This is a genomic window from Rhodoferax sp. (genome assembly GCF_018063565.1).
Classification (GTDB): domain Bacteria; phylum Pseudomonadota; class Gammaproteobacteria; order Burkholderiales; family Burkholderiaceae_C; genus Rhodoferax.
The window spans coordinates 1-25,585 of record NZ_JAGPBB010000056.1; the positions used below are offsets into that span (position 1 = coordinate 1).

Below are 25,585 nucleotides of genomic sequence, written 5' to 3' on the forward strand. Positions count from 1 at the left end.
GGGTTTTATGACTACAGCGCTGGCGCTGAGAAACCCGCTGCGCAGCAAGAGGCCAAGCAGGCGCTGCCCGCCAAGGTGGAAATCTGTGGCGATTCCCCAGCCGCGCAGGCGCTGGCAGAGCGGCTCGGTGCCGCATCGGTCAGTGTTACCCGCGCTGCCAGCAGCGACGCCCGCATTGCCCAAGCAGGCGGCGCTGTGCTGTGTGTCACCGATGGCCGCAGTGCCACCCGCCGCGCATTTGAGACGCAAACGCCCAACACCGTGCTGATCGATCTGGCGCTGGACTACCACAAAGCCACCCGGCTGGCGATCAGTGTTGCCGCGCAGTGCGACCCGCAAGCAGCTCAGGATGCCGTCGGCGTGTTGCAGGCCGCGGGCTTTGCCGTGTCGCGCCTGCAGGATATCCCCGGCCTGATTGTGATGCGCACCGTGGCCATGCTGGCCAACGAGGCCGCTGACGCGGTTTACCAGGGCGTATGCACCTCGCAGGCGGTTGATACCGCCATGCGCCTGGGTGTCAACTACCCCTGCGGTCCGCTGGCCTGGGCCAACACCATTGGGCTTCAACAGGTTCAAACCGTATTGAGTCACTTGGCCAGCACCTATGGCGAAGACCGTTACCGCACCTCGCCGCTGATACAGCAGCATGTTTTTGCACAGAAGGCTTTTCATGACTGAGACCGCGATCACCCCAGATACCCCGACAGACCCGCAAACGCTGGCCGACGCGGTGACCCAGGCCATGTGGTCGCGCGACCGCGCCACGCAAGGGCTGGGCATGCAGATCCAGAGCGTCAAGCCTGGTTACGCCTTGATCCGCATGGTGGTGCGCGGTGACATGGTCAACGGCCACCACATCTGCCACGGCGGCTTTATCTTCACGCTGGCCGACAGCGCGTTTGCTTTCTCGTGCAACAGCTACAACCAGAACACCGTGGCCTCGGGCTGCAGCATTGACTTTCTGGCGCCGGCGCGCGAGGGCGATGTGCTTGAAGCTGAAGCGGTGGAGCGTTCACTGTCAGGACGCACGGGTGTGTACGACATCACCGTGCGCACCTTGGGCGGTAAGACGGTGGCGCTGTTTCGGGGCAAAAGTTACCGCATCAAGGGCGAAGTGATTGCTGGACTGCAGCTGGCGGACGGGCAGGCATGAATGCGCCGACCAATTGCTCTTGACGTTATGGTGAGTTCTTTGTACGGGCTTGGTGATGGGTTTGCGCCCGGTACAGTTGCCGGCAGGGGCGGGAGCCTCATACTGGGGTACCAGAAATCGGCACCCACCCCTGCCGGCAACTGTGCCAACGACCGCGTTGTGCTGAAGCAAAACTTAAGGCAATACTTGGCGTACGCGTGGGCTTGCGTATTCCAACCAGCATTAGCGCAGTGGGTGGGCCGGGCGGCTGACGATTTCTGGTACTCCAGTATGAGGAAGCTGTCCGGCCCACCCGCTGCGCGGATTCAGGGCGCGGTTTGTCACACCGTCATTCACGGGTTCAGAAGTTACCCATCGCCAAGTGTCGCTCCAAGCAACAAGCACGTTGTACGACAGAAGTTTCAGATGCGCCGAGCGCAAAATCATCTCTTATTCACGTTTTCCATGAGGAGACAAGCATGACCTGCAGACAACCCCAGCCCGGTGACCTGGAAGCCATTGAGCTAGCCAGCCGCGACGAGATCTCTGCCCTGCAACTGCAGCGCCTGCAGTGGACGCTGACCCACAGTTACAACAACGTGGCCAGCTTCAAGCAGAAGTGCGATAGCAAGGGCGTGCACCCCAGCGACCTCAAAACCCTGACCGATCTGGCCAAATTCCCGTTCACCACCAAAACCGACCTGCGCGACAACTACCCGTTTGGCCTGTTTGCCGTGCCGCGCGAGCAGGTGGCACGCGTGCATGCCTCGTCGGGCACCACCGGCAAATCGATTGTGGTGGGCTACACCCTCAAAGACATCGACCACTGGGCCAATCTGGTGGCGCGCTCCATCCGGGCGGCGGGCGGGCGCAAGGGCGACATGGTGCATGTGGCCTATGGGTACGGCATGTTTACGGGTGGCCTGGGTGCGCACTACGGTGCCGAGCGCCTGGGCTGCACCGTGGTGCCCATGTCGGGCGGCCAGACCGAAAAACAGGTGCAGCAGATTGTCGACTTCCGGCCTGACATCATCATGGTCACTCCCAGCTACTCGCTGGTGATCGCCGAAGAGTTTGAGCGGCTGGGCATCGCGCCTCAAGACATCTCGCTCAAGGTCGGCATTTTTGGTGCTGAGCCCTGGGGTGAGGGCATGCGCCGCGAGATTGAAGCCAAACTGGGCATCGACGCCATCGACATTTACGGCCTGACCGAAGTCATGGGACCGGGTGTCGCCAGCGAATGCATTGAGTCCAAAGACGGCCCGGTGATCTGGGAAGACCATTTTTACCCCGAGATCATCGACCCCGAAACCGGTGAGGTCCTGCCCGACGGGTCGGATGGCGAACTGGTATTTACCTCGCTCACCAAAGAGGCTTTTCCGGTGGTGCGCTACCGCACGCGCGACCTCACGCGCCTGCTGCCGCCCACCTCGCGCGCGTTTCGGCGCATGGGCAAGATCACCGGCCGCACCGACGACATGCTGATCGTGCGCGGTGTCAACATGTTTCCGACGCAGATTGAAGAGCAAATTTTGCGTGACAAACGCTTGTCGGGCAACTACCAGGTGCTGCTGTCGCGCGAAGGGCATCTTGATGATGTCGAGGTGCGCTGCGAGGTACAGCGCGAGCTCTCGGGCAAGCTTACCCGCTCGGAAATGGATGCCATTGCCAAAGAGCTGCAGCACCACATCAAGACCAACATCGGCGTCTCCACCCAGGTGAATGTGATGGCGTTTGACTCGATCCCGCGCACCCTGACTGGCAAGGCCAAGCGGGTGATTGACGAGCGGCCCAAGCTGGTCTGATTTGTAGATGAAATCGACCTCCAGCCCTTTTATATCAAGCGCTTACAGCTATTAACTTTAGTATTGAAAATCCATGCCTGAAGCCTTCATTTGCGACGCTGTTCGCACCCCCATTGGCCGCTACGGTGGCGCGTTGAGCAGCGCGCGTGCCGACGACCTGGCCGCCATTCCCCTCAAAGCCTTGATGGCGCGCAACCCGCAGGTCAACTGGGCCAGCGTCGACGACATCATTTACGGCTGCGCCAACCAGGCCGGCGAAGACAACCGCAACGTGGCGCGCATGGCCGGGCTGCTGGCAGGTTTGCCGGTGGAGGTGCCTGCCACCACCGTGAACCGCTTGTGTGGCTCGTCGATGGACTGCATTGGCATGGCCGCGCGTGCCATCAAGTCGGGTGAGACCGACCTGATGATTGCCGGCGGCGTGGAGAGCATGTCGCGCGCGCCGTTTGTCATGGGCAAGGCCGAGAGCGCGTTTTCTCGCAACGCGGCCATCTTTGACACCACCATCGGCTGGCGCTTTGTCAACCCGACAATGAAAAAGCTGTACGACACGCATTCGATGCCGCAAACCGCTGACAACGTGGCGGCCGACTTTGCCATCTCGCGCGCCGACCAGGATGCCTTTGCGTTGCGCTCGCAACAGCGCTGGGCGGCAGCGCACGCGGCCGGGCGGTTTGCTGACGAGCTGACTCCGGTGCTGATCCCCAACAAAAAGGGTGAGCCCACGGTGGTGGACACCGACGAGCACCCGCGCCCCGACACCACGCTGCCCATGCTGGCCAAACTCAAAGGCGTGAATGGACCCGAGCTGTCGGTGACTGCGGGCAACGCCTCGGGGGTAAACGATGGCGCGTGCGCGCTGCTGATTGCCTCAGAGCAGGCTGCAAGCGCCAACGGGCTGACCCCGCGCGCCCGCATCGTCGGCATGGCGGCTGCCGGGGTGGCCCCGCGCATTATGGGTTTTGGCCCGGCACCGGCGGTGCGCAAGGTGCTGGCCCGTGCTGGCCTGACGCTGGATCAGATGGACGTGATCGAGCTCAACGAAGCCTTTGCCGCGCAAGGCCTGGCGGTGCTGCGTGACCTGGGCCTGGCCGATGACGACGCTAGGGTCAACCCCAATGGCGGCGCGATTGCCATTGGGCATCCTCTGGGCATGAGCGGTGCGCGGTTGGTGACCACCGCGCTGTATGAACTGGCACGGCGTGGCGGGCGTTATGCGCTTTGCACGATGTGCATTGGTGTTGGGCAAGGCATTGCCCTGGTGATTGAGCGAACCTGATTTTTTTAACCACAAAGGAGACACATCCATGAAATTTACCCTCAAAAAACTCGCCCTTGGTACCGCTTTGGCACTGAGCACGCTGGCCGCCCTGGCCGCAGACCCGATCAAGATTGGCTCGGTGCTCTCGGTCACCGGACCGGCCGCCTTCCTGGGCGACCCTGAGCTCAAGACCCTGCAGATGTATGTGGAAGACATCAACAAAAAAGGCGGCGTGTTGGGCCGCAACCTCGAGCTGGTGCACTACGACGACGGTAGCGACGCCGGCAAGGCCAACGGCTTTGGCAAGCGCCTGATCGACGACGACAAGGTCGACATCATCGTGGGCGGCACCACCACCGGCTCCACCATGTCGATGGTGCCGCTGGTGGAAAAGGCCGGTGTGCCCTTCATCTCGCTGGCCGGTGCCGTGGTGATTGTCGAACCCGTCAAAAAATGGGTGTTCAAAACCCCGCATACCGACCGCATGGCTGCCGAAAAAGTGTTTGAGGACATGAAAAAACGTGGTTTGACCAAGGTGGCCTTGTTCTCTGAGAACAGTGGTTTTGGCCAGTCGGGCAAAAAAGAGACCGAAGGCGTGGCCGGCAAATACGGCATCACCCTGGTCGCCAACGAAACCTATGGCCCCAAAGACACTGACATGAGCCCGCAGCTCACCAAAATCCGCAACACCCCCGGCGTGCAGGCCGTGTTTATCTTTGGTCTGGGCCAAGGCCCGGCGATTGCCACCAAAGGCTACAAACAGCTGGGCATGACGCTGCCGCTGTACCACGCCCATGGCGTAGCGTCTGACGAGTTCATCAAACTCGCTGGCCCGGCCTCTGAAGGAGTCCGCCTGCCCGCCGCCGCACTGCTGATTGCCAACAAACTCGCCGCCAACGACCCGCAAAAAGCCGTGGCTGAAGGGTATGCCGGGGCCTTCAGCGCCAAATGGAAAACCGATGTGTCGACCTTTGGCGGCCACGCCTACGACGGCCTGATGCTGGCGGTGGATGCGATCAAGCGCGCCGGTGGCACCGACAAGGCTAAGGTGCGCGACGCGATTGAAGCCACCAAGGGCTTCGTCGGCACCGGCGGTGTGGTCAACATGTCGGCCACCGACCACATGGGCCTGGACCTGTCGGCCTTCCGGATGCTGGAGATCAAGAACGGCGACTGGACACAGGCGAATTAAGGCACAGGTAACCCGCAAAAAAAGGGGTCAGAGCCGTCTTCGCTGCGCTACGCGGATCCGCCCCCCATTTTTTGCTCCACCGTTCTTAACCCAGGAAGCCCATGTTTGAAACCTTACAAATAGAACATGCCGGACCGGTCGCCACGGTCTGGATGAACCGCCCGAAGGTGTTCAACGCCTTCAATGAGCAGCTGATTGCCGACCTGCACCAGGCTTGCTTGCAGCTTGACGCCGATCCCCGCGTGCGTGTGGTGGTGCTGGGCGGGCGGGGCAAGCATTTTTCGGCCGGGGCCGACCTGAACTGGATGCGCCGCGCCGCCAAGGGTAGCGAGGCCGACAACCTGGCCGACGCACGCCGCTTTGCCCACATGCTGCAGCGGCTGGCTGGCATGTCCAAGCCCACCATTGCGCGGGTGCACGGCGCGGCCTTAGGGGGCGGCACCGGGCTGGCTGTGGCGTGCGACATGGCGGTGGCCAGCAGCGACGCAAGTTTTGCCACCTCCGAGGTCAAATTTGGCATCATCCCGGCGGTCATCAGCCCCTACGTGCTGCGGGCGATTGGGCCACGCCACGCGCTGCGCTATTTTCAAAGTGCCGAAAAAATCAGCGCCGAGCGCGCGCTGATGATCGGTCTGGTCAACGAAGTGACCGCGGTGGAGGCACTTGACGCCGGTGTGGCTGCGCTTGTGGAGCCACTGCTGGCTGGTGGCCCACTCGCCCAAAAAGCGGCCAAAGACCTGATCGAAGCCGTGAAAGGCCGCCCCATCGATGCGGCCACCCTGGAAGACACCGCCCGTCGCATCGCCACACAACGCTCCACCCCCGAGGCGCGCGACGGCATTGGCGCATTTCTCGACAAGCGCCCGCCGGCTTGGCAGGCGTAACACCTGCATGCCGCCAAAGCGTACCATTTGTTCAACCCACAGGAGCCTGCGCCCATGTACACCCAGTCGCTTAACGTGCAGGAGTCGCCCGGTGAAAAACCATCGACTCGCCCCTTGTCAATGGAAAACCCTGAATTGCAAGCGCGTTTTGACGCAAGAATAGCCGCTGACGGCAAGATCGAACCGCAAGACTGGATGCCCAGCGCTTACCGCAAAACGCTGCTGCGCCAGATCAGCCAGCATGCGCACAGCGAGATTGTGGGCATGTTGCCAGAGGGCAACTGGATCAGCCGCGCTCCCAGCCTGAAACGCAAGGCGATCCTGATTGCCAAGGTGCAAGACGAAGGCGGCCACGGTCTGTACCTGTACAGCGCCGCTGAAACGCTGGGCCAGGGGCGCGACCAGATGCTGGCCGACCTGCACAGTGGCCGCGCCAAATACAGCTCCATCTTCAACTATCCCACGCTCAACTGGGCTGACGTGGGCGTGATCGGCTGGCTGGTCGACGGCGCCGCCATCATGAACCAGATTCCGCTGTGCCGCTGTAGTTATGGCCCGTACGCCCGCGCGATGATCCGTGTCTGTAAAGAGGAGTCGTTCCATCAGCGCCAGGGGTATGAGGCGCTGCTGGTGATGATGCAGGGCACCGCCGAGCAGAAGGCGATGGTGCAGGATTCGGTCAACCGTTTCTGGTGGAAGTGCCTGGCCATGTTTGGCCCTCCGGATGCCAACAGCCCGCACAGCGAGCAGGCGATGAGGTGGGGCATCAAGCGCATCAGCAACGACGATTTGCGGCAAAAGTTTATTGATGCCACCGTGCCACAGGCCAATGTGCTGGGCGTGACGCTGCCTGATCCGCTGCTGAAGTGGAACGATGAGCGCCAGCACTACGACCATGGCGAGATCGACTGGGACGAGTTCTGGAGCACGGTCAACGGCAATGGCCCGTGCAACCGTGAACGCCTGGCCACCCGCGTCAAGGCCCACAACGACGGGCAGTGGGTGCGCGATGCGGCATTGGCCTATGCGCACAAGCACCAACTCCAACCACAGAAGGAAGCAGCATGACCACCTCAGCCCTCAAAGACTGGCCCTTGTGGGAAGTGTTTGTTCGCAGCAAACAAGGCCTGGAGCACAAACACTGCGGCAGCCTGCACGCCAGCGACGCGCAGCATGCCCTGCAAATGGCGCGCGACATCTACACGCGCCGCCAGGAGGGTGTGAGCATCTGGGTGGTGCCATCCAAAAATATCACCGCCAGCGCCCCCGAGGACAAAGAAGCGTTGTTTGATCCGGCGGCCGACAAAATCTACCGCCACCCAACCTTCTACAACATTCCCGAAGAAGTGGGGCACATGTGATGAAGGTGCAGGAGTATCTGCTGCACCTTGGCGACAACGCGTTGATTTTGGGTCAGCGCAATGCCCAGTGGTGTGGCCACGGGCCCGTGCTCGAAGAAGATCTGGCACTGGCCAACAACAGCCTAGACCTGATCGGTCAGGCGCGTCTGCTGTACCAACACGTGGCAACCCTGCGTGGCGACGGAAAGACCAGTGAAGATCTGCTGGCCTACTGGCGTGATGTGCCCGATTTCAGGAACTACACCCTGCTGGAGTTGCCGCACAGCCTGGCACTGCACCCGGGTGCCGGGGGAGATCGTGACTACGCGGTGACGATCGGGCGCAATTTCTTGTACAGCGCGCTGATGGTGCGGGTGTGGCAAGGTCTGAAAGCCAGCCGCGACGCCCAATTGGCTGCCATTGCCGCCAAATCTTTGAAGGAAACACAGTACCACCTGCGCCATGCGCAGGACTGGGTGATCCGGCTCGGTGATGGGACCGAGGTCTCGCACGCGCGGATGCAGGCGGCCATTGACCACCTGATGCCCTACACGCAGGAGTTCTGGAGTGCTAGCGCCATGGAGACCTCAGCGTTCAAGGCTGGGGTGGGCGTCGATATTGGGGCGCTGCAGGCTGGATGGAGCGGCACGGTCGACAGCGTGCTGGCGCAGGCCACATTGACGCGACCGGCTCCAGGTGGTTTTGTCAGCTCTGGCAAGCTCGGGATGCACTCCGAACATCTGGGCTATGTGCTGGCGGAAATTCAGAGCCTGGCCCGTGCCCACCCGCAAGCGGTCTGGTAGCCATGTTGGCCCCACTCCCGGAGGGACCTTTGGCACCGCGGCTGCCCGGTGACGCGCACTTTGCGGTGTGGTCGGCGCTGGAGTTGGTCGCCGACCCCGAGATACCTGTGGTCAATTTGCGTGAAATGGGTATCTTGCGCGCGGTGCGTGACAGTGCCAACGGGCTGGAGGTGGTGATCACACCCACCTACAGCGGCTGTCCGGCCATGCGCCAGATGAACGATGATGTGGTGGCCACACTGCGTTCGGCGGGCATGGCGGCGCGTGTTGTGACCCAACTGGCTCCCCCCTGGACCACCGACTGGATGACCGACACGGCTCGCGACAAGTTGCGCGCCTACGGCATTGCACCGCCACACGCCTGTGCAGTCGAATCAGCCGCCGCGGTGATTTCCTTTTCCAGCAAGAAGAGGCCGCAGAGCGATGCCTGCGCCGTGGCCTGCCCACAGTGCGGCTCAGCACAGACCACAGAGATATCCCATTTCGGTTCGACCGCTTGCAAGGCGCTCTACCGCTGTTTGAGCTGCCTTGAGACCTTTGACTATTTCAAACCTTACTGAGTGTGCTGCTGCACACCTGTCTGCCATGCCTACACGTTTTCACCCTTTGCGCGTCGCCCGCATCGCTCCAGAGGCCGCCGGTGCCGTGGCCATTGCCTTGCACGTGCCCGACGCGTTGCGCGATATCTTTGATTTCAAGCCCGGCCAATACCTGAGCCTGCGCAGCAGCATCGACGGGGTCGATACGCGGCGAAGCTATTCGATCTGCTGTACCCGCCAGCATTTTCTTCAGCAGCAGGAACTGGTGGTCGGCATTCGGCCGATGCGGGGCGGGGTGTTTTCCAATTGGGCCGCGACTCAGCTCAAGGAGGGCGACACGCTGGCCGTCATGCCGCCGCAGGGGCGTTTCGTCTCGCAGCGACCACGCGCCCTGCATCGCGTGGGATTCGCTGCGGGTTCGGGCATCACGCCGATCCTGTCGATACTGGCCAGCACATTGCAGGACCAACCGAAGGCCAAGTTCACCCTGGTCTACGGCAACCGCAACATGGCCAGTGTGATGTTCAACGAAGCATTGCAGGACCTGAAGGACGCTTATGCCGATCGCCTGACGCTGATCCATGTGTTGTCGCGTCAGGCGCAGGAGGTGGATTTGTTGCAAGGGCGCATCGATGGTGACAAGGTGCGTGCCATCGTGGCAGCCTTGTTGCCCGTTGCCAGCATGGACGAGGTTTTCATTTGCGGCCCGGAGGCCATGATCGAGGCGACTGAACATGCCTTGCTGGAAGCGGGCGTACCAGCGCGGCAATTGCACACCGAGCGTTTTAGCTCACCGACCCTGGAGTCCTTGACCCCACAAGAACGGCGGGCCGTGACAGGGCAGGGTCACTTGCCCGCAGGGGATGGCCAGGTGGCGCTGACGGTGGTCCTGGATGGCAAGTCACATGCGTTGAAAATGGAGCCCACCCAGCATGTGCTCGATGCTGCACTGGCTGCAGGCCTGGATTTGCCTTTTTCTTGTAAAGGTGGGGTATGTGCAACCTGCCGCTGCAAACTCACCCAGGGTCAGGTGACGATGGACAAGAACTTTGGGCTGGAGCCGTGGGAGACTGAACAGGGCTTTGTGTTGAGCTGCCAGGCGCGCCCCAGTAGTGCCGCTGTGACCGTGAGTTTTGATGAGCGGTGAGGAGTCAACCGTGCGCACGGGGTGACCTGCCCATCGTTGCGCCACAACCTTGGCCTATTGCTTTTCGAGACACCTACCCCACCCGGTGTGGACGTTTGCGATGTTGTGGTAACCAGCCCATCGGTGACACCAGCAGCGACAAAAGATAGAACAGGCCGGCACAGGCGATGATGGTCGGTCCGCTGGGCGTATCGAGGTGGTAGGACAGCAGCAACCCTGCGCCGCTGGCGAGCATGGCTTGGGCGCTGGCGTTGACCAACTGGGCACCCAGCCGGTCGTGCCAAAGCCGGGCAGAGACCGCCGGCAACATCATCAAGCCAACTGCCATCAATGTGCCCAGGGTCTGAAAGCCCGCCACCAGATTAATCACCACCAGCATCAAGAAGCCCTGCTGCCAGACCCAACCACGATGACCAGTGGCGCTCAGATAGATCGGATCAAAGGTTTCCAGCACCAGCCCCCGGTACATCGCTGCCAGCGCCAGCAGGCTGATGGTGGCGACGCTGGCTACCAGCAGCAGTCCCGCTTCGTCGACGCCAAGTGCGCTGCCAAACAGGATGTGCAGCAAGTCCAGCTGACTGCCCTGGCGGGAGATGAGTGTGACCCCGAGTGCCAATGCCATCAGGTACAACGCGGCCAGACTGGCGTCCTCTTTCAGCGGGGTGGCGCGGCTGATCATGCCGGCTAGCGCTGCCACCAGCAAACCGGCCACCACACCGCCAGCAGCCATGGCCCCTAGCGACAGTCCCGCCAGCATAAAACCAATGGCCACGCCTGGCAATACGGCATGGCTGAGCGCGTCACCCAGCAGGCTCATGCGCCGCAAGCTTAGAAACACCCCCAGCGGTGCGGCGCTCATGGACAGAGCCACGGTGGCCACCAGTGCCCGACGCATGAAGGCGAACTCGGCAAAGGGCCCGACTATCAGGTCGATCATGGCTGGGCCGCGTGTTCGTCGCTGTGGCAGATTTCAGCCTGATCGTCCCAGGCTTCGGCCAGCGCGCGCGCCTTGTCCAGATGGCCTGGCGTCAGCACCTGGGAGGTGTCGCCCCAGGCCACCAGTTCGCGCGCCAGCAGCAGTGTTTGCGGAAAGTGCGCCAGTACCTGAGCGTCGTCGTGCAATACCGCAATGACGGTGCGGCCATCCTGGTGCCACTGTTTGATCAGATCGAGTAGCGCGTTGGTGGTGCGCGAATCCATGGCATTGAAAGGTTCGTCCAACAGAATCAAGCTTGCATCCTGCATCAACATGCGCCCAAACAGCACGCGCTGAAACTGTCCACTGGAGAGTGAGCCAACCGGGCGTTGCTCGAAACCTTGCAGCCCGACGGACTGAATGGCGCTGTCAACGCGAGCGAGCAGTCTTGGGTTGACGCCACTCCAGGCACCCACGGAGCTCCAGGCACCCAGCAGCACACATTCGCGTACCGTCATCGGAAAACTTCGGTCAATCTCGGTTGTTTGTGGCAAATAAGCCATTGCCGCTCGATCTGCCGTGACCTGCACGCCACCACCACTGACGGGCAGCAGTCCCATGATGGTTTTTAGCAAGCTGCTTTTTCCAGACCCGTTGGGTCCAATGACCGCCGTCAACGAGCCACGGGTAAACTGACCCGTGATGTGATGCAGTGCCGGATGTTGGCGGTAGCTGACCGTCAAATTGTCCAGCTTCACCATGGCGCCACCTCCTGGCTAGCCCACCATACCGCCAGCCATAGCAGCAGCAGCAAAGGGCTGACCAATGCCACCCGCCATCTGGCTGACCAGCCAAGCGCACCCACTTGCAGCCAGGCCCAACGTGGCGATCGCGGCTGCGTGCCAGCTTGGTGCGGGTGGGTGTGGCGGGGTGTGGAAGGGTCCGACATGAAGCTGTGGTGCAGAGAGTGCATGATAATGCAACTGGATTGCGGTATAGTTTAGTGCAACTTGGTTGCATTAGGTCCTGTTGCCAGAATTTTTCAAGCCATGTCACCTCAAACTGCTTCGGATTTGCCTGAGATCGACCCCATTGATGCCTTGTTGTCGGCGCATGGACTGCGTCGTACCGGTGCCGCACGCCGGGTGTTGGGTTGGCTGCTGGCGCATCCGGACATCAGTTACACCCACGCCCAATTGCAGCAGTCGCTGGCCGATGATGCGCATAGCCTGGACCGTGTCACCCTGTACCGGCTGATCGATCGTCTGACCCAGGTGGGTCTGTTGTTGTGCCGCGTCGATGCCCGGCGCGTGCGGCGTTATCAGGCCATGCCGGCCAGCGTCAAGGCGATGCCACATTTCGAATGTCAGAGTTGTCACCGCGACAGCCCGCTGGCGGGAGCCTTGCCATCGGGTGCGGTCGACCTTGAACTGGCAGCACAACACGCCATGCAGGCGTTGCGGGCGCTCGGCTATCAGGGTTTGAGCCTGGATCTGGCGGTGCGGGGAGTGTGTGCCGATTGTGTCAGTGCGGCATCCGCTGATGTCGCGCCATGATACGCACAGAGGGTCTGTGCTATCACTATCCTGGCGCCGCGGCACTGCAGTATGCTGATGTGGAGGTGGCGCAGGGCGGCGTGTTGCTGCTGAGCGGTGCCTCAGGCAGTGGCAAATCCACCTGGCTGGCATTGGTGGCCGGCTTGGTTCCTGCGACCAAAGGCGAACTTATGGTTGCCGGGCAGAATTTGCGTGATCTGGAACGGTTGACGTCAGATGCCTGGCGAGCTAAAACCATTGGTTTCTTGCCGCAGCGACTGCACCTGAGCGCGGCCCTCAGCGTTCAGAAAAACCTGGCCTTTGCGCAATGGGCTGCCGGGGTGCCTGAGGACCCGGCGCGCATTGCCCGGGTACTGACGGCGCTTGGCGTGGCAGAGCTCGGCCGGCGGCTGCCGGCGCAACTGTCGGGCGGGCAGGCGCAGCGCGTGGCGCTGGCGCGTGCAGTGCTGCTGCAGCCGCAGGTGATTCTGGCAGACGAGCCAACCGCCAGCCTGGATGACGCTGCTGCAGCAGATGCGGTGGCAGTGCTGGTGCATACGGCGCGTGCGCACACGGCGACACTGGTGATTGCGAGTCACGACGCCCGGATCACGCCGCTTCTTGATCATGAAAATATAGGTCAAAAGGCGCTCAAGCGCTTACATCTATTGAATAGTTAGCTATGCAAAGTAGTTGATGAAGACACTATTTTTTGCCTGGCGCTATCTTTGGTCCCGCCCCTTGGGAGCCGCACTTAACGTGCTGTTGCTGGGTTTGGGGTTGGCGTCGATCACCTTTTTGCTGTTGGTAGGGCATCAGTTGTCCCGCGCTTTTGAGCGAGATCTGGTGGGTATCGACGTGGTGGTCGGTGCCAAGGGCAGCCCGATGCAATTGATTTTGAGTGGAGTCTTGCATCTGGATGTGCCGACCGGTAACGTGTCATTGGCCGCCATCGATGAACTGGCACAACACCCCCAGGTGGCACAGCTGATCCCGATCAGTCTGGGGGATAACTTTCAGGGATTTCGCATTGTCGGTACTTCGGGCGCTTACCTGGACCATTACCAGGCTCAACTGGCCGCAGGCGTGCGCTGGCAAGCGCCGATGCAAGCGGTGCTGGGCAGTCGTGTGGCCCGGCAACTGGGTCTTCAGGTCGGCCAGCGTTTTGTCGGGTCGCACGGCTTTGGTGCAAGTGGCCACAGTCATGGTGAAAACCCTTACACCGTGGTTGGCATTCTGGCACCCAGCGGCAGTGTGCTGGACCGCCTGATTCTGACCGACACGGCATCCGTCTGGAAGGTGCATGAAGATGACACGGCTGCGGACGAAGATGACCGCGAAATTGTTGAAGCAGAACGTGAAATTACCCTGGCCTTGATCCGCTACAAGACGCCGATGGCGGCGTTGAGTTTTCCAAGGTGGGTGAATAGTCGCACCGAAATGCAGGCCGCAGCTCCGGCGCTGGAAGTCAGCCGTTTGTTGTTGCTGCTGGGCATTGGCATCGACGTGCTGCGTGCTTTTGCTGCAGTGCTGCTGTTGACGGCAGGATTGAGCGTGTTCATTGCCCTGTGGTCTGCGGTGCGCGAGCGCCAGGGCGATCTGGCGCTGCTGCGCTTGCTCGGTGCGCCGCCGCGTCGCCTGGCTGCATTGCTCTTGTGTGAGGCGATGTGGCTGGCATCGCTTGGCACCGTGCTCGGATTGGCGCTCGGGCAAATTCTGGTCGTGCTGCTGGCTTGGTTCCTGCAACTCGACAGCAGCCTGCTGGTCGGTGGTATGGTTTGGCCACCTGTCCTTTGGTGGGTGCCTAGCCTGGCCTTGCTGGTGGCGCTGGGCGCCGCCCTGATACCGGCACTTGGCGCCTATCGACTCAGTGTGCTGGCGCTTCTCCAGTCCCGTTAACTTAAAGAGGAAATATGCAGAAAAGCCTTCTGGCCCTTTTATTGATCGCCGCCTCAGCGACGACTGCCGTCGCAGCTGAAACACACGGCGACAAGGAAACCCTGGAAGATATTGCACGCCACCGGGCGATGGCTGGCGCGCACGAATCGGCAGCCAAATGTCTGGAGTCCGGCAAGAAAGTAGAGGCTTGCCTCAAGGAGCTGCAAGTCGCCTGCAAAGGTCTGGCAATTGGCAAGTACTGCGGGATGAAGCATCAGCACTGATACGCGTTGCTGCGTGTGAACGGCTCAAATGGGGTTGGTCACTGCCGTGTTGCAGGCGCAATCGATGTAGCTGGCCTTTCGTTCCAGATCGACTTCTGAGTCGGCATAGCGCAGGGCGATGGCGTGAAACTCACCTTGGATCTGGATAAAGCCGTCAACCATGTCCGGGTCAAAGTGGGTGCCGCGACCATTGGCAATGATGTGCACCGCTTGTTCGTGCGCAATGGGTTCCTTGTAAACACGGCGACTGATCAGAGCGTCATAAACGTCCGCAATGGCCATCAGCCTGGCAGAAACAGGTATTGCATCACCCCGCAAACCTGCAGGGTAACCGCTACCGTCCCATTTCTCCTGGTGGAACAGGGCAATGTCCTTGGCCATGGTCAAGAACTCGACCCGTGTTCCCAGCGATGCTTCGGCTTGTGCGATGGCATCGCGTCCCAGTGTGGTGTGGGTTTTCATGATCTCAAACTCCTCGACGGTAAACCGCCCGGGTTTGAGCAGGATGCGGTCGGGGATGCCGACCTTGCCGATGTCATGTAGCGGAGCTGATTTGAACAACATGTCGATGTTGTGGTCGCTCAAAAAACCCTCAAATCGCGGATGGGGTTTGAGCCTGATCGCCAGTGCACGCACGTAGTGTTGGGTGCGTCGGATATGGTTGCCGGTCTCGGCGTCGCGGGTTTCGGCCAAAGATGCCATGACCAGAATGGTGACGTCCTGAATCGCGGTGACCTCCTGGGTACGGCGCACCACCTCATGCTCCAGAAAGTCATTTTTATCTCGAAGGAAGGCATTTTTCTCCCGGAGGTAGTCGTTCTTCTCGTTCAGAAATTCGTTTTTCTCGCGCAAGAAATCGGTGCTGGCCTTGAGTGACAACTGCGCTGCCACCCGCGCCAGCACGATCGGCGGGTTGATCGGTTTGGTGATGTAATCGACCGCGCCCATTTCGAGTCCCTTTTGCTCATCTTCGATGCTTGATCGGGCCGTCAGAAAGATGATCGGGATGTCGCGTGTGGCTGGGTTGGCTTTGAGTCGGCGACAGACTTCGTAACCGTCCATCTCAGGCATCATGATGTCAAGCAGGATCAGATCGGGTGGACTTTCCGACATGGCGATCGACAGCGCCCGGTCGCCATTGATGGCGACCCGGACCTGGTAATTGTCCTTGAGCAGACCCGACATCAGGGAGAGGTTTTCCGGGGTGTCATCCACCACCAGCAAGGTGGCGGTGCCCATTTGATCAAAACTGTGCATGATGGTCACTCCTGCGCTAAAGTCGAATTCCCGCCTGGGCAACACCCTCATCCAGGGCCGACAAGGCGGCCGGAAAATCAAATGCGTCGACGGCACCTTGCATTTTCCGGAAGCTGTCGCCCAAACCGGCTCTGAGTATGGGGGCATATTCCTGTATCAGATCCGCAGCTTGCGGATTATCGTAGGCCAAGAGACCCTGCAAATCGCGGCAAACCGCGCTGAGTTCTGCCGGGTCAAACTGCTCTGCCACTTGCACCGGTCGCGCGGCGGGTAAACAGGCCCGTAAATGGGTGATCAACTGTTCCAACAAGACCGCTGGCGCATCCAGCATCAACAGGTACTGTGACGGATTCTTTCCGTCACGCAGGGCATTTTCAAGCCTTTCCATCTCGTCATGCAAGGGTCTGGCGCCAATGTTGGCCGCCACGCTTTTGAGGGTGTGCGCCAGCCGTTCTGCAGTGGCCAGTTCGCCCTGCAGGATGGCCTGACGGATCGGTTGCAGTGCGTCCTGATGGCTGCGCAGGAACTGCGTCAACAAGCTCAGATAGAGCTCATGTTTGCCCATGGCATGGCGCAAGCCGAGCTGAGTGTCCAGGCCCGGGATGTCGTGCGGGATCTGGTTGGGGTGCTTGCTGTCGTCTCGGTTGCCTTTGCGCCGGTCTGGCTGTGGCGTGCGACGCTCGGGTTGAACTAGGGATTCCAGGGCCGGCGCGTTGTGGCCCAAGTCATCGCGTGGGCGGGTCCAACGTGCCAGAGCGCGCCACAGCAACGCCGGCTCGATCGGCTTGACGACAAAGTCGTTCATGCCAGCCGCCTGGCAAAGATCGCGGTCAGCCTGCATCGCGTTGGCGGTCATCGCGAGGATGGGCAGGCCACTGTAACGGGCGTCCTGGCGGATGGCCTGACTGGCTTGCAGGCCATCCATCACCGGCATCTGCATGTCCATCAGCACCACGTCGTAGGGCCGGTGCAACGCGTGTTGCTGTGCCAGCATCGTGAGAGCGATCTGGCCGTTGGCCGCAACATCGGCCAAAAACCCCGCGTCAAGGAGGAGTTCGCAGGCAATTTGCTGGTTGAGTTCGTTGTCTTCCACAATCAGCGCTCGCGCACCGCGCAGATGCGCGAGCGCCTGCAGGTCACACGGTGGTGTCGCCACCGCAGCCTGGTTGACCTCACTTTCACCGAGCAGGTGCTGCATGGTGTCAAACAGTTGCGAGGCGCTGACGGGCTTGACCAGCACGTTGTCAATGCCAACATCGTGAGCCGCTTTGATCACTTCTTCGCGCCCATAAGCGGTCACCATCACTGGGCGCGGAAAACTTGCCATCGGCAATTCGCCGATGCGCTGACTGGTCTCAATGCCATCCATGTCGGGCATCTGCCAGTCCAGCATGACAAAGTCAAAAGGGTCACCGGTCTGACTGACTTGCAGAATGCGCGCAATCGCAGCCGCCCCCGAGTTGACCGACTCAACGTCAAACCCGATGGTGGCGAGCATGTCCTGCAACACTTTTGCCGCGTGGCGGTTGTCGTCCACCACCAGAATCCGCTTGGTCTGAATCTGCAGACGCGAAATATGGCGACGCACCGGAGTTTCTCCGAGCCCCAGACGGGCGGTAAACCAGAAGGTCGATCCCTCACCCGCAAGACTCTCCACGCCAACACCCCCACCCATCAACTCGGCCAGATTCTTGCTGATGGCCAAACCCAGCCCGGTGCCACCATAACGGCGGGTAATGGAGCTGTCGGCTTGCTGAAAGCCCTGAAACAGCTGTGTCATCTGGTCCTTGGTGAGACCAATTCCGGTGTCGCGCACCTCAAAGCGCAGCACCACAGCGTCGCGATCCGACTGTGCACAAGTCACCACGATGCGGATGTCGCCCTGTTCGGTGAATTTGAGGGCATTGCTCGCATAGTTGATCAGCACCTGGCCGAGGCGAAGCGGGTCACCGATCAGGTTGGTGGGCACGTCAGGAGCCACTTCGCAGATCAGCTCCAGCCCTTTGGCGTTGGCCTTCTCGATGATCAGCATGGCCACGTTCTGCAACACCCGGTCGAGTTCGAAGGCAATATGTTCCAGGCTGAGTTTGCCCGCTTCAACTTTGGAAAAATCAAGAATGTCGTTGATGACGCCCAGCAGCTGCTGGCCGGACTGCTGGATCTTGTGCAGGTAGTCACGCTGGCGGTGGTTCAGTTCGGTCTTCTGCATCAGGTGCGCCAACCCAATCACGGCGTTCATGGGTGTGCGGATCTCATGACTCATGTTGGCGAGAAAATCACCTTTGGCACGACTCGCCGCGTCAGCGGCTTCCTTGGCTTGCTGCATGCTGTGGGCGGCCTGAGCAATCGCGCGTTCGGCGTTCTTTTGTTCGGAGATGTCAACAAAGGTCCCGACCAATCCTGCTGGACTGCCATCCGCGCGCGCAAAACCAGAGACAAAATACAGCGTCTCATGCTCGCGTCCGTCGGCAAACGGGATCAGCATCTCGCGTTGGCTGCGGCCGATGCTGGCGATGATGGCTTCGTCTTCTTGCTGATAGGCTTTGCGGTCGGCGGCAGAAAGATAGTCAAGGTCCAGCACGCGCTTGCCAACCAGCATGTCGCGGCTGACGCCCATGCTTTCCTCATAGGCGCGGTTCACGCCCAGAAAGCGTGCGTCGACGCCCTTGTAGAACACCGGGTAGGGAATGGTGTCGATCAGCGCACTCTGAAAATTGGCCTGGTCTTCCAAATGGGCCTCCAGTTGTTTGTGCTCAGTGACATCCTCCAATACCCAGATGGTGGCGCGCACAAAACTGCTGACGCTCACCCTGCGCCCGGTCACCCGGCCATGAAACGCCGACCCGTCAAAGCGCCTGAAGATGCCTTCTTCGAGCACCCGATGACCGTTGTCAAGCAGCGGCACAACCCGTGCATTGAACACATCCTGCGCTTGTGCGTTGCCGAACAGGAACTCAGCGCTGTGTCCAATCAATTGCTCGGCGGTGGCGCCGACCATGACGGCAAAACTGGTGTTGATCTGGCGAATCAGGCCATCGGCAGAAAACACCAATCCCGAGGGAATGTTGTCGAACAGAACTTTTTGCTGTTCGAGGATCTCTCGCAACTCCTCTTGAACCGCCTGAATGGAGGTGGATGTGTCGACCGGGAGGGTGGCACTGGCCGACTCCGGCGGCTGCGTTGTTTGTTTGGCCAGAATCAGGTGCTGACGCCGATGGTGCCATAACAACACTGCCAGAACAGTGGTCAAGAGCAGCAACGCGGTGAACAGCAAAACAAGCAGCATGGCAAGGCGCTCAGCCGATCATGGGTGGTCTTGGTCGGCAGTTGATGGCAGCCCGGTAGGAGACCAACCCGTTTGTTGTGCTGCGAAAATGGATAAGCTTCATGCGCTGTTACCCTGCCTTTTTGCCTTTGCGAAGTGTAGTCTTGCCGGTCGATCGTGTGAGGTTTTTTCCGCACCGGCCCTCTGTGAGGGCGGCAGCGCAGTCGACAATTCGCCACATGGGTCTGGAGTTCTTATGGCATTGACAAAACTTTGGGTGTTGAGGGGCCATCGGGCAGTGTCCTTATGCTGCCTGGTGGGTATGGCTCTGCTGCCTTTGCCGGGCTTGGCTCAGCTCAGCTCGCCAATGCCGGCCGGGGTCGCTGGCACTGGGCCAGGGGTTCACAGTCCCAACAGTCCGTTTGCGCCGTTGATGCCGCGCGATGATGTGCTGCCATGGTCCTTGTTGTCGGATGTCAAACTGAAAAAGGTCAGCAATCGTTTGTTGCCGGATTACCCGCCCCATGTCCTTCGACTGGACAACAAGAGACAGCGCGTGCAAGGTTTCATGATGCCTCTGGAGCCCGGACAGCGGCAGAAACATTTTTTATTGACCTCTGTTCCCCTGACCTGCTCATTCTGCACCCCGGGCGGTCCAGAGAGCATGGTCGAGGTCAAGACCTCGAGTCCGATTGCCTATACCCTGGAACCCGTGGTGGTGGAAGGAGAGTTTTCGGTGCTGGCCGATGACAACTACGGGTTGTATTACCGTATGCTGAATGCGGTGGTGGTGAAGTAAGGCCACCAAACGCCTGCGCTGACCGCGGCTTTTTTTCCTTAAATTTGATATATGTCAGATTTCATGGAGTTGACCTGTTGCATAGTCCGCCATCACGGCTCATCAATTTATAAGCTCTCATCAAAGGACAGACATCATGAAAGCAATGCAAGACCTCTTTTCCACCGACTACGGCATTATGAGCATTGTGGGCATCATCATGATGGTGGTGGGTATGGGTTGGGCCTATGTGGCGCTCAAGAACAAAATGGCCGAAAGCGAGAAAAACGCCCGCAAATAAGCCCGACGCGGACGCCACCGTCCGTTGCTTCCCGCTGGCAGTTCCCTTGGCAGCATCCGTCGCTTGGTACCTGAAGTGTTTTGGGTGCCGGGCGTTTTGCATGTTTGTCTTTGCAACTTTGGGGCACCAGCGGTCCCTGGATGACAGGTTTTCAGACAGAATTGGGCGATCAGTTGCTGAACCTCAATTCCTGTGAACCATCCCGTTTTTTCATCCCTGTTCCCAGTGGTTTTTTTGATTACTATTGGAGTGATAGCTGGAAAAATAGGCTGGATAAGGGCAGAAGGCACTAAAGACCTGTCAAATCTGGTGTTCATGGTGCTGACCCAGGCACTGCTGTTTCGCACCATGAGTGCCGTGCACATCGAGCAGCTCGACTTTGCACCGGTGGCGGTTTATTTTGCGGTGGCGGGGACGCTGTTTTTTGTGCTGCTGGCGCTCTGGGGCATGAACAGCCGCGCGGCTGTGCTGGCGCTTGCCAGTATTTTCAGCAATAACGTGATGATCGGCATTCCGCTGATTGGACTGGCTTATGGTGACCGCGCGCTGGTGTTGTTGTTCACCCTGATTTCTCTGCATTCGCTGGTGTTGCTGACCTCGGTCACGGTGGTGTTGGAACTGTTGCAGGCTCACGAAATGGCGCAAGCCGGTACCGCGCCAGCACGTCATCATGGATGGACGGTGCTGCAGGCCTTGCGCAGCGCCATCATCCACCCGGTTCCGTTGCCCATCATCGCTGGGCTGTTGTTTTCGCAGACCGGCTGGACCTTGCCCGGCGTGATCGACCGGCCTTTGCTGCTGCTGGCTAATGCGTTTGGCCCCGTGGCACTGTTGCTGGTGGGCGCCACACTGGCGCAGGTGCCCATTCGTGGGGAACTGAAAGGGGCGATGCGGGTGGCGGCTATCAAGACGCTGTTACATCCGCTGCTCATGGCACTGGTGGGTTGGGCATTGGGCTTGCGCGGTGAAACCCTGGTGGTGCTGGTGATTGCCGCTTCGCTGCCGGTGGGGGCCAATGTATTTTTGTTTTCACAGCGCTACCAGACGGCACAGGATCTGGTCACTGCCAGTGTGGCGGTCTCCACCTTGCTGGCCGGACTCAGCGTCACGCTGGTGATGACGCTGGTTCCCAGATTCCTGACTTAGCCTTGGGGGGGTAATCGGTGCCTTGGACCGTAGTGTTGCGTACCACCAGGCGTGGCGTGAGATTCGGCAATCCAGCGGCGGGGTCGGGTCCGATGGTCATCAGCCCCAGCAGTTGCAAAATTGATTGCCCGGTGACCTGGCCAATCTGGTAGCGCGGCGTTGCCATGGTGCTGATGCCGCCCCCGAGTTGCTGCGAAATTGAGAAGTCGCCATAACCCAGCAGCGCCAGTTGGCCGGGCAAACAGATGCCCATGTCCAGCGCTTCCAGGCAGGCACCCGCCGCCAGATGGTCATTGGCGAAAGCCAGTGCTCGAGGCAAGCGATTTTTTTGCTTCAACTGTTGAAGCATCAAACGACCGGCGGCCATGGGCTCACACGCACTGGCTACCGATACCTGTAATTGGGCACCGGCCTGAAGTGCCACCTGCACAAAACCCTGGCCACGTTCATGCGCCCGAAAATCTTCGACCACACCACTGTCCACATAACCCAGGTCACGGTAACCACAGTCCAGCAGATGGCGGGCCATGCTCATGCCGACCTGAGGGTGGTTGAATCCGACTTGCAAGAACTCGGTGTCGAGCGGGTCCTGATCCCACATCTGGATCACCGGGGTGCCGGCGCGCTTGGCTTGGCGCATCAAGGTGCGCGCGCCCGAACTGTGCCTGCGTCCGGTCACGGCGATAGCGGCAGGACCCCAACCCAATAGTGTCTTGAGCTGCTCTTCCTCACGGTCGAGTTTGTAGTCGTTGGGCGCCAGAAACAGTTCCAGCCCGGCTGGCTGCAGTGCATCCGACAAGCCCTGAATGGTTTCGGCAAAGACCGAATTGGCCACGCTGGGGATGATGGCCGCCACAATGGCCGAACGCCCGCTGGCCAGCCCACCGGCTTGTTTGTTGGGCGAGTAGCCGGTGTCGTCGATGGCTTGGCGAATGCGCTGCGCGGTCTCGGGCGCCACCCGGTCTGGCTCGCGCAACATGCGCGATACCGTCATGGGCGTCACGCCGGCATGCGCGGCCACGTCGGCCAGGGTGGCGCGGCCGTGGCTGCGCCGCGGGCGTGCGCCGGGGTTGTCACGGGCGGGCTGCGGGTTTTCCATGATGACGAAAAGCAGAATTGTTGTTAATGTTAGCGCTAACACATGGCGTGACCATCCGCACAAACCCGATACCCGTACTCCCTTTGGCGTCCCACAAAACCCTGTCAGAACTCAGAAGCCGTCGCTGGTTTGCCGATGCCGGCATGCGCGGCTTTGCCCATCGCCAGCGCATGCAGCAGCAAGGCTGGCGCCGTGAAGACGTGATGGACCGGCCGATGGTGGCCATCATCAACACCTGGAGCGACCTCTCCCCGTGCCACGCGCATTTGCGCGAACGCGCCGAGTCGGTCAAAAAAGGCATTCTGATGGCCGGCGGTTACCCAGTGGAGTTGCCCGCCATGAGTCTAGGCGAGGTGCTGGTCAAGCCGACCACCATGCTGTACCGCAATTTCCTGGCGATGGAGGTCGAAGAACTGCTGCGCAGTCTGCCGTGTGACGGTGTGGTGATTCTGGCGGGCTGCGACAAAACCACACCCGGCACGCTGATGGGCGCGTTCAGCATGGACATCCCGACCATTTTTTGCCCGGCCGGCACCATGCTCAACGACCGCTATGTCAAGGACGGCGTGGCGCGCACGGTCGGTGCGGGAACGCATACCCGCATGTTCTGGGACGAGTACCAGGCCGGCAATCTGGACGCCGCCGAGCTGCAGCATCTGGAGAGCCGTATGACACGCGCGCCCGGCACCTGCAACACCATGGGCACTGCCTCCACCATGACGGCGATTGCCGAGGCGCTAGGGCTGACGCTGCCCGGCGCCAGCAGCATTCCGGCCATGGACAGCGCGCACAGCCGCATGGCCACCTCGTGTGGCGAACGTATTGTGGGCATGGTGTCGGAAGACCTGAGGCCGTCAACTCTGGTGACGCGCGGCTCGTTCCAGAACGCGCTGGCGGTGCAGATGGCGCTGGGCGGCTCCACCAATGCGGCCGTGCACATCATCGCCATGGCCGGGCGATTGGGCGTTGACCTGACGCTGGATGATCTGGACGCGATGGGGCGCCAAGTCCCCGTGCTGGCCAATTTGTTTCCAAGCGGCGACCGGCTCATGGAAGATTTTTATTACGCTGGCGGGCTGCCCGCGTTGATGCAGGTGATTGCGCCGTTTTTGTCCTTGAGTGAGCGCACGGTGGCAGGGTGCACCATGGCTGATCAGGTGAACGCCGCGCAGGTGCTGGACGCGCAGGTGATACGCCCGCTGCACCAACCCGTCAGTACGGCAGGCGCGCTGGCGGTTCTCAAGGGCAATCTGGCCCCCGATGGCGCGGTGATCAAGCCCAGTGCCGCCAGCGACAACTTGCTCAGGCACACAGGCAGGGCGTTGGTGTTTGACAACCAGCCCCAGATGCTGGCTGCCATGGCCGATGAAACGCTGGACTGCGACGAAAACACGATTCTGGTGTTGCGTAACGCCGGACCCGTGGGCGCGCCTGGCATGCCCGAGTGGGGCAATCTGCCAATCCCCAAAAAGCTGCTGCGCCAGGGCGTGCGCGACATGCTGCGCCTGAGCGACGCGCGCATGAGCGGTACCCACTACGGCACTTGTGTGCTGCACATTTCGCCCGAAAGCGCGGTGGGTGGCCCGCTGGCGCTGATCCAGACCGGCGACGTGATTGAACTTGATGTACCCGCCAGGCGTCTGCAGGTGCAACTGTCGCCCGAGCAGTTGTTGGCGCGCCGCGCCGCCTGGAAACCTGCCGACGCCTTGGCAACGCGTGGCTTTACCCGCTTGTACCAGCAGCATGTGACGCAAGCGCATCTGGGTTGTGACTTTGACTTTTTGCAGGGCAACGCCAAAAGCCCGGAACCGGTGATTTATTGATGAGCAATCCTTTCAAAACCCTGCTTGCCAACAAGGCTTTGCCTTCGGGTTACCCGGTGGGTTCGTGGGTGATGTCGGCCAGCCCCCTGGTGGCGGAGGCCATGGGTTGCGCCGGGTTCGATTGGTTGCTACTGGACATGGAGCACACACCGCTTGATCTGCTTGGGCTGGTGCATGTTTTGCAGGCCATTGCGGGAACCCAGGCGGTCCCCGTCACCCGTGTGCCGTGGAACGACACGGTGATGGTCAAGCGCGTGCTCGACGCCGGCGCGCAGACGCTGATGTTTCCGTTTGTACAAAACGCGCAAGAGGCACAAAGCGCCGTGGCCGCGTGTAAGTACACCCCCGAAGGTGTGCGTGGCATGGCCGCCATGAGTCGTGCCTCGCGCTTTGGCACGACTAAAGACCATTTCAAGGTGGCCAATGCAACGGTGAGTGTGATCGTGCAGGTGGAAACGCCGCAAGCAATGGCATGTATTGAAGAAATTGCCGCCGTGCCAGGGGTCGATTCGATTTTTATGGGGCCGGGCGACCTCAGCGGAGCCATGGGCCATGTGGGCGACTTGATGCACCCCGAGGTCGTGGCGCTGATGGCCGACGGCGTGCGCCGCTGCCACCAGGTGGGCAAACCGGTGGGTACGGTGGGCGGCACGCCGGATGCGGTGGCCACTTACCGTGCGGCGGGGTTTGACTACATCGCCTGCGCCTCCGATCTGGGGCTGATGATGCGCAATTGCGCCAGCGTGTTGTCTGCCATCCGCGCTCAGGACATCCAAATTCATAGCCAAGGGTATTGAGACATGCAGAAGATTCGTTACGGCATCATCGGTTGCGGCAGCATGGGCCGCGAACACATCGAAAACATTCAGGCCCTGCAAGCCACCGAAGTGACGGCGATGGCCGACACGCATCCCGAGAGCTTGGCCCAAGCACAGGCGCTGCTCAAAACACCCGTGCCGCAGTTTGACAATGCCCAGGCGCTGCTGGACAGCGGCCTGTGCGATGCGGTGGTGGTGGCCACACCCAACTTCACCCATGTGGACGTGCTGAAACAGGCTTTGCGCACCGATTTACACATCCTGGCAGAAAAGCCGTTGTGCACCAAGGTGGCGGACGCCCACGCACTGGTCGAGCAGGCGCGGGGTCGCCAGGCGCTGACCTGGGTGGCGCAGGAATACCGTTACATGCCGCCCGTGGCCG

Annotated in this window: 27 protein-coding genes; 21 read left to right on the top strand and 6 right to left on the bottom strand. The window is 60.7% G+C overall.

All coding sequences use genetic code 11. From position 1 onward, the window contains the following. From KBF66_RS13045 to KBF66_RS13095, 11 genes are all read left to right on the top strand, one after another. On the top strand, positions 1–678 hold a 678-nt coding region (locus tag KBF66_RS13045), incomplete at its 5' end, for a 3-hydroxyacyl-CoA dehydrogenase family protein (RefSeq protein ID WP_296657502.1). Further along, positions 671–1,153, top strand: coding sequence for a hydroxyphenylacetyl-CoA thioesterase PaaI (paaI, locus tag KBF66_RS13050; RefSeq protein ID WP_296657506.1), 483 nt, complete (start codon positions 671–673; stop codon positions 1,151–1,153). The genes KBF66_RS13045 and paaI, both read left to right, overlap by 8 nt. A gap of 458 nt (positions 1,154–1,611) precedes the next feature. Continuing rightward, positions 1,612–2,937 (top strand): phenylacetate--CoA ligase PaaK, encoded by a 1,326-nt coding sequence (gene paaK / locus KBF66_RS13055; protein WP_296657509.1) that lies wholly within the window; start codon positions 1,612–1,614, stop codon positions 2,935–2,937. 73 nt (positions 2,938–3,010) lie between these two features. Continuing rightward, the gene (gene pcaF / locus KBF66_RS13060; protein WP_296657512.1) at positions 3,011–4,216 is read left to right on the top strand and encodes a 3-oxoadipyl-CoA thiolase; all 1,206 of its coding nucleotides are present in this window, start codon (positions 3,011–3,013) and stop codon (positions 4,214–4,216) included. A 28-nt stretch (positions 4,217–4,244) separates the two neighbouring features. Further along, positions 4,245–5,390 carry an ABC transporter substrate-binding protein gene (locus KBF66_RS13065; protein ID WP_296657515.1) on the top strand — a complete coding sequence of 382 codons (1,146 nt, stop codon included), beginning with the start codon at positions 4,245–4,247 and terminating at the stop codon, positions 5,388–5,390. Positions 5,391–5,491: 101 nt separating this feature from the next. After that, positions 5,492–6,274 (top strand): enoyl-CoA hydratase/isomerase family protein, encoded by a 783-nt coding sequence (locus tag KBF66_RS13070; RefSeq protein WP_296657516.1) that lies wholly within the window; start codon positions 5,492–5,494, stop codon positions 6,272–6,274. A gap of 54 nt (positions 6,275–6,328) precedes the next feature. Then, on the top strand, positions 6,329–7,342 hold the full coding sequence (paaA, locus tag KBF66_RS13075; RefSeq protein WP_296657519.1) for a 1,2-phenylacetyl-CoA epoxidase subunit PaaA: 1,014 nt from the start codon (positions 6,329–6,331) through the stop codon (positions 7,340–7,342). Then, positions 7,339–7,635: a 1,2-phenylacetyl-CoA epoxidase subunit PaaB gene (gene paaB, locus KBF66_RS13080; protein WP_296657521.1), complete on the top strand. Its 297-nt coding sequence runs from the start codon at positions 7,339–7,341 to the stop codon at positions 7,633–7,635. The genes paaA and paaB overlap by 4 nt, the downstream gene beginning before the upstream one ends. Next, positions 7,635–8,417: a 1,2-phenylacetyl-CoA epoxidase subunit PaaC gene (paaC, locus tag KBF66_RS13085; RefSeq protein WP_296657563.1), complete on the top strand. Its 783-nt coding sequence runs from the start codon at positions 7,635–7,637 to the stop codon at positions 8,415–8,417. Before paaB ends, paaC begins: the two co-directional genes overlap by 1 nt. 2 nt (positions 8,418–8,419) lie before the next feature. Continuing rightward, positions 8,420–8,977 carry a 1,2-phenylacetyl-CoA epoxidase subunit PaaD gene (gene paaD / locus KBF66_RS13090; protein WP_296657522.1) on the top strand — a complete coding sequence of 186 codons (558 nt, stop codon included), beginning with the start codon at positions 8,420–8,422 and terminating at the stop codon, positions 8,975–8,977. 25 nt (positions 8,978–9,002) lie between these two features. Beyond that, positions 9,003–10,103: a 2Fe-2S iron-sulfur cluster-binding protein gene (locus KBF66_RS13095; protein WP_296657524.1), complete on the top strand. Its 1,101-nt coding sequence runs from the start codon at positions 9,003–9,005 to the stop codon at positions 10,101–10,103. 73 nt (positions 10,104–10,176) lie between these two features. On the opposite strand, the gene KBF66_RS13100 is transcribed toward KBF66_RS13095, so the two are convergent. From KBF66_RS13100 to KBF66_RS13110, 3 genes are read right to left on the bottom strand one after another with little or no spacing between them, the layout of a single operon-like run. After that, complete coding sequence (locus KBF66_RS13100) at positions 10,177–11,040, bottom strand: metal ABC transporter permease (RefSeq protein WP_296657526.1); 864 nt, start codon at positions 11,038–11,040, stop codon at positions 10,177–10,179. Next, complete coding sequence (locus KBF66_RS13105) at positions 11,037–11,780, bottom strand: metal ABC transporter ATP-binding protein (RefSeq protein WP_296657528.1); 744 nt, start codon at positions 11,778–11,780, stop codon at positions 11,037–11,039. The genes KBF66_RS13100 and KBF66_RS13105 overlap by 4 nt, the downstream gene beginning before the upstream one ends. Continuing rightward, positions 11,774–11,968: a hypothetical protein gene (locus KBF66_RS13110; RefSeq protein WP_296657530.1), complete on the bottom strand. Its 195-nt coding sequence runs from the start codon at positions 11,966–11,968 to the stop codon at positions 11,774–11,776. The genes KBF66_RS13105 and KBF66_RS13110 overlap by 7 nt, the downstream gene beginning before the upstream one ends. 100 nt (positions 11,969–12,068) lie before the next feature. On the opposite strand from KBF66_RS13110, the gene KBF66_RS13115 reads away from it, so the two are divergent. From KBF66_RS13115 to KBF66_RS13130, 4 genes are read left to right on the top strand one after another with little or no spacing between them, the layout of a single operon-like run. After that, a complete protein-coding gene (locus tag KBF66_RS13115) occupies positions 12,069–12,575 on the top strand; it encodes a Fur family transcriptional regulator (RefSeq protein WP_296657533.1) in 507 nt (168 codons plus the stop codon). Further along, entirely contained in the window at positions 12,572–13,234 is a 663-nt protein-coding gene (locus tag KBF66_RS13120) for an ATP-binding cassette domain-containing protein (RefSeq protein WP_296657535.1), read from the top strand. The genes KBF66_RS13115 and KBF66_RS13120 overlap by 4 nt, the downstream gene beginning before the upstream one ends. A 16-nt stretch (positions 13,235–13,250) precedes the next feature. Beyond that, on the top strand, positions 13,251–14,453 hold the full coding sequence (locus tag KBF66_RS13125) for an FtsX-like permease family protein (RefSeq protein ID WP_296657536.1): 1,203 nt from the start codon (positions 13,251–13,253) through the stop codon (positions 14,451–14,453). Positions 14,454–14,467: 14 nt separating this feature from the next. Then, complete coding sequence (locus tag KBF66_RS13130; RefSeq protein WP_296657538.1) at positions 14,468–14,716, top strand: hypothetical protein; 249 nt, start codon at positions 14,468–14,470, stop codon at positions 14,714–14,716. 24 nt (positions 14,717–14,740) lie between these two features. On the opposite strand, the gene KBF66_RS13135 is transcribed toward KBF66_RS13130, so the two are convergent. Next, positions 14,741–15,973 (bottom strand): two-component system response regulator, encoded by a 1,233-nt coding sequence (locus KBF66_RS13135; RefSeq protein WP_296657540.1) that lies wholly within the window; start codon positions 15,971–15,973, stop codon positions 14,741–14,743. A gap of 16 nt (positions 15,974–15,989) precedes the next feature. Further along, positions 15,990–19,259: a response regulator gene (locus tag KBF66_RS13140; protein ID WP_296657542.1), complete on the bottom strand. Its 3,270-nt coding sequence runs from the start codon at positions 19,257–19,259 to the stop codon at positions 15,990–15,992. Between the two features lie 301 nt (positions 19,260–19,560). Here KBF66_RS13140 and KBF66_RS13145 point away from each other — a divergent pair, with 301 nt between their 5' ends. The 3 genes from KBF66_RS13145 (at position 19,561) to KBF66_RS13155 (ending at position 21,463) form a co-directional block, all read left to right on the top strand. Beyond that, a complete protein-coding gene (locus tag KBF66_RS13145) occupies positions 19,561–20,037 on the top strand; it encodes a DUF3299 domain-containing protein (RefSeq protein WP_296657566.1) in 477 nt (158 codons plus the stop codon). A gap of 136 nt (positions 20,038–20,173) precedes the next feature. Continuing rightward, positions 20,174–20,317 (top strand): DUF3149 domain-containing protein, encoded by a 144-nt coding sequence (locus tag KBF66_RS13150; RefSeq protein ID WP_296657544.1) that lies wholly within the window; start codon positions 20,174–20,176, stop codon positions 20,315–20,317. 192 nt (positions 20,318–20,509) lie between these two features. Next, positions 20,510–21,463: an AEC family transporter gene (locus tag KBF66_RS13155; RefSeq protein WP_296657549.1), complete on the top strand. Its 954-nt coding sequence runs from the start codon at positions 20,510–20,512 to the stop codon at positions 21,461–21,463. Here the strand turns inward: KBF66_RS13155 and KBF66_RS13160 are convergent. Then, a complete protein-coding gene (locus tag KBF66_RS13160; RefSeq protein ID WP_296657551.1) occupies positions 21,423–22,562 on the bottom strand; it encodes a LacI family DNA-binding transcriptional regulator in 1,140 nt (379 codons plus the stop codon). The genes KBF66_RS13155 and KBF66_RS13160 overlap by 41 nt on opposite strands. 53 nt (positions 22,563–22,615) lie before the next feature. Here KBF66_RS13160 and KBF66_RS13165 point away from each other — a divergent pair, with 53 nt between their 5' ends. From KBF66_RS13165 to KBF66_RS13175, 3 genes are all read left to right on the top strand, one after another. Beyond that, entirely contained in the window at positions 22,616–24,385 is a 1,770-nt protein-coding gene (locus tag KBF66_RS13165) for an IlvD/Edd family dehydratase (protein WP_296657570.1), read from the top strand. Next, the gene (locus tag KBF66_RS13170; RefSeq protein WP_296657556.1) at positions 24,385–25,182 is read left to right on the top strand and encodes an aldolase/citrate lyase family protein; all 798 of its coding nucleotides are present in this window, start codon (positions 24,385–24,387) and stop codon (positions 25,180–25,182) included. The genes KBF66_RS13165 and KBF66_RS13170 overlap by 1 nt, the downstream gene beginning before the upstream one ends. Positions 25,183–25,185: 3 nt before the next feature. Further along, on the top strand, positions 25,186–25,585 hold a 400-nt coding region (locus KBF66_RS13175), incomplete at its 3' end, for a Gfo/Idh/MocA family oxidoreductase (RefSeq protein WP_296657560.1).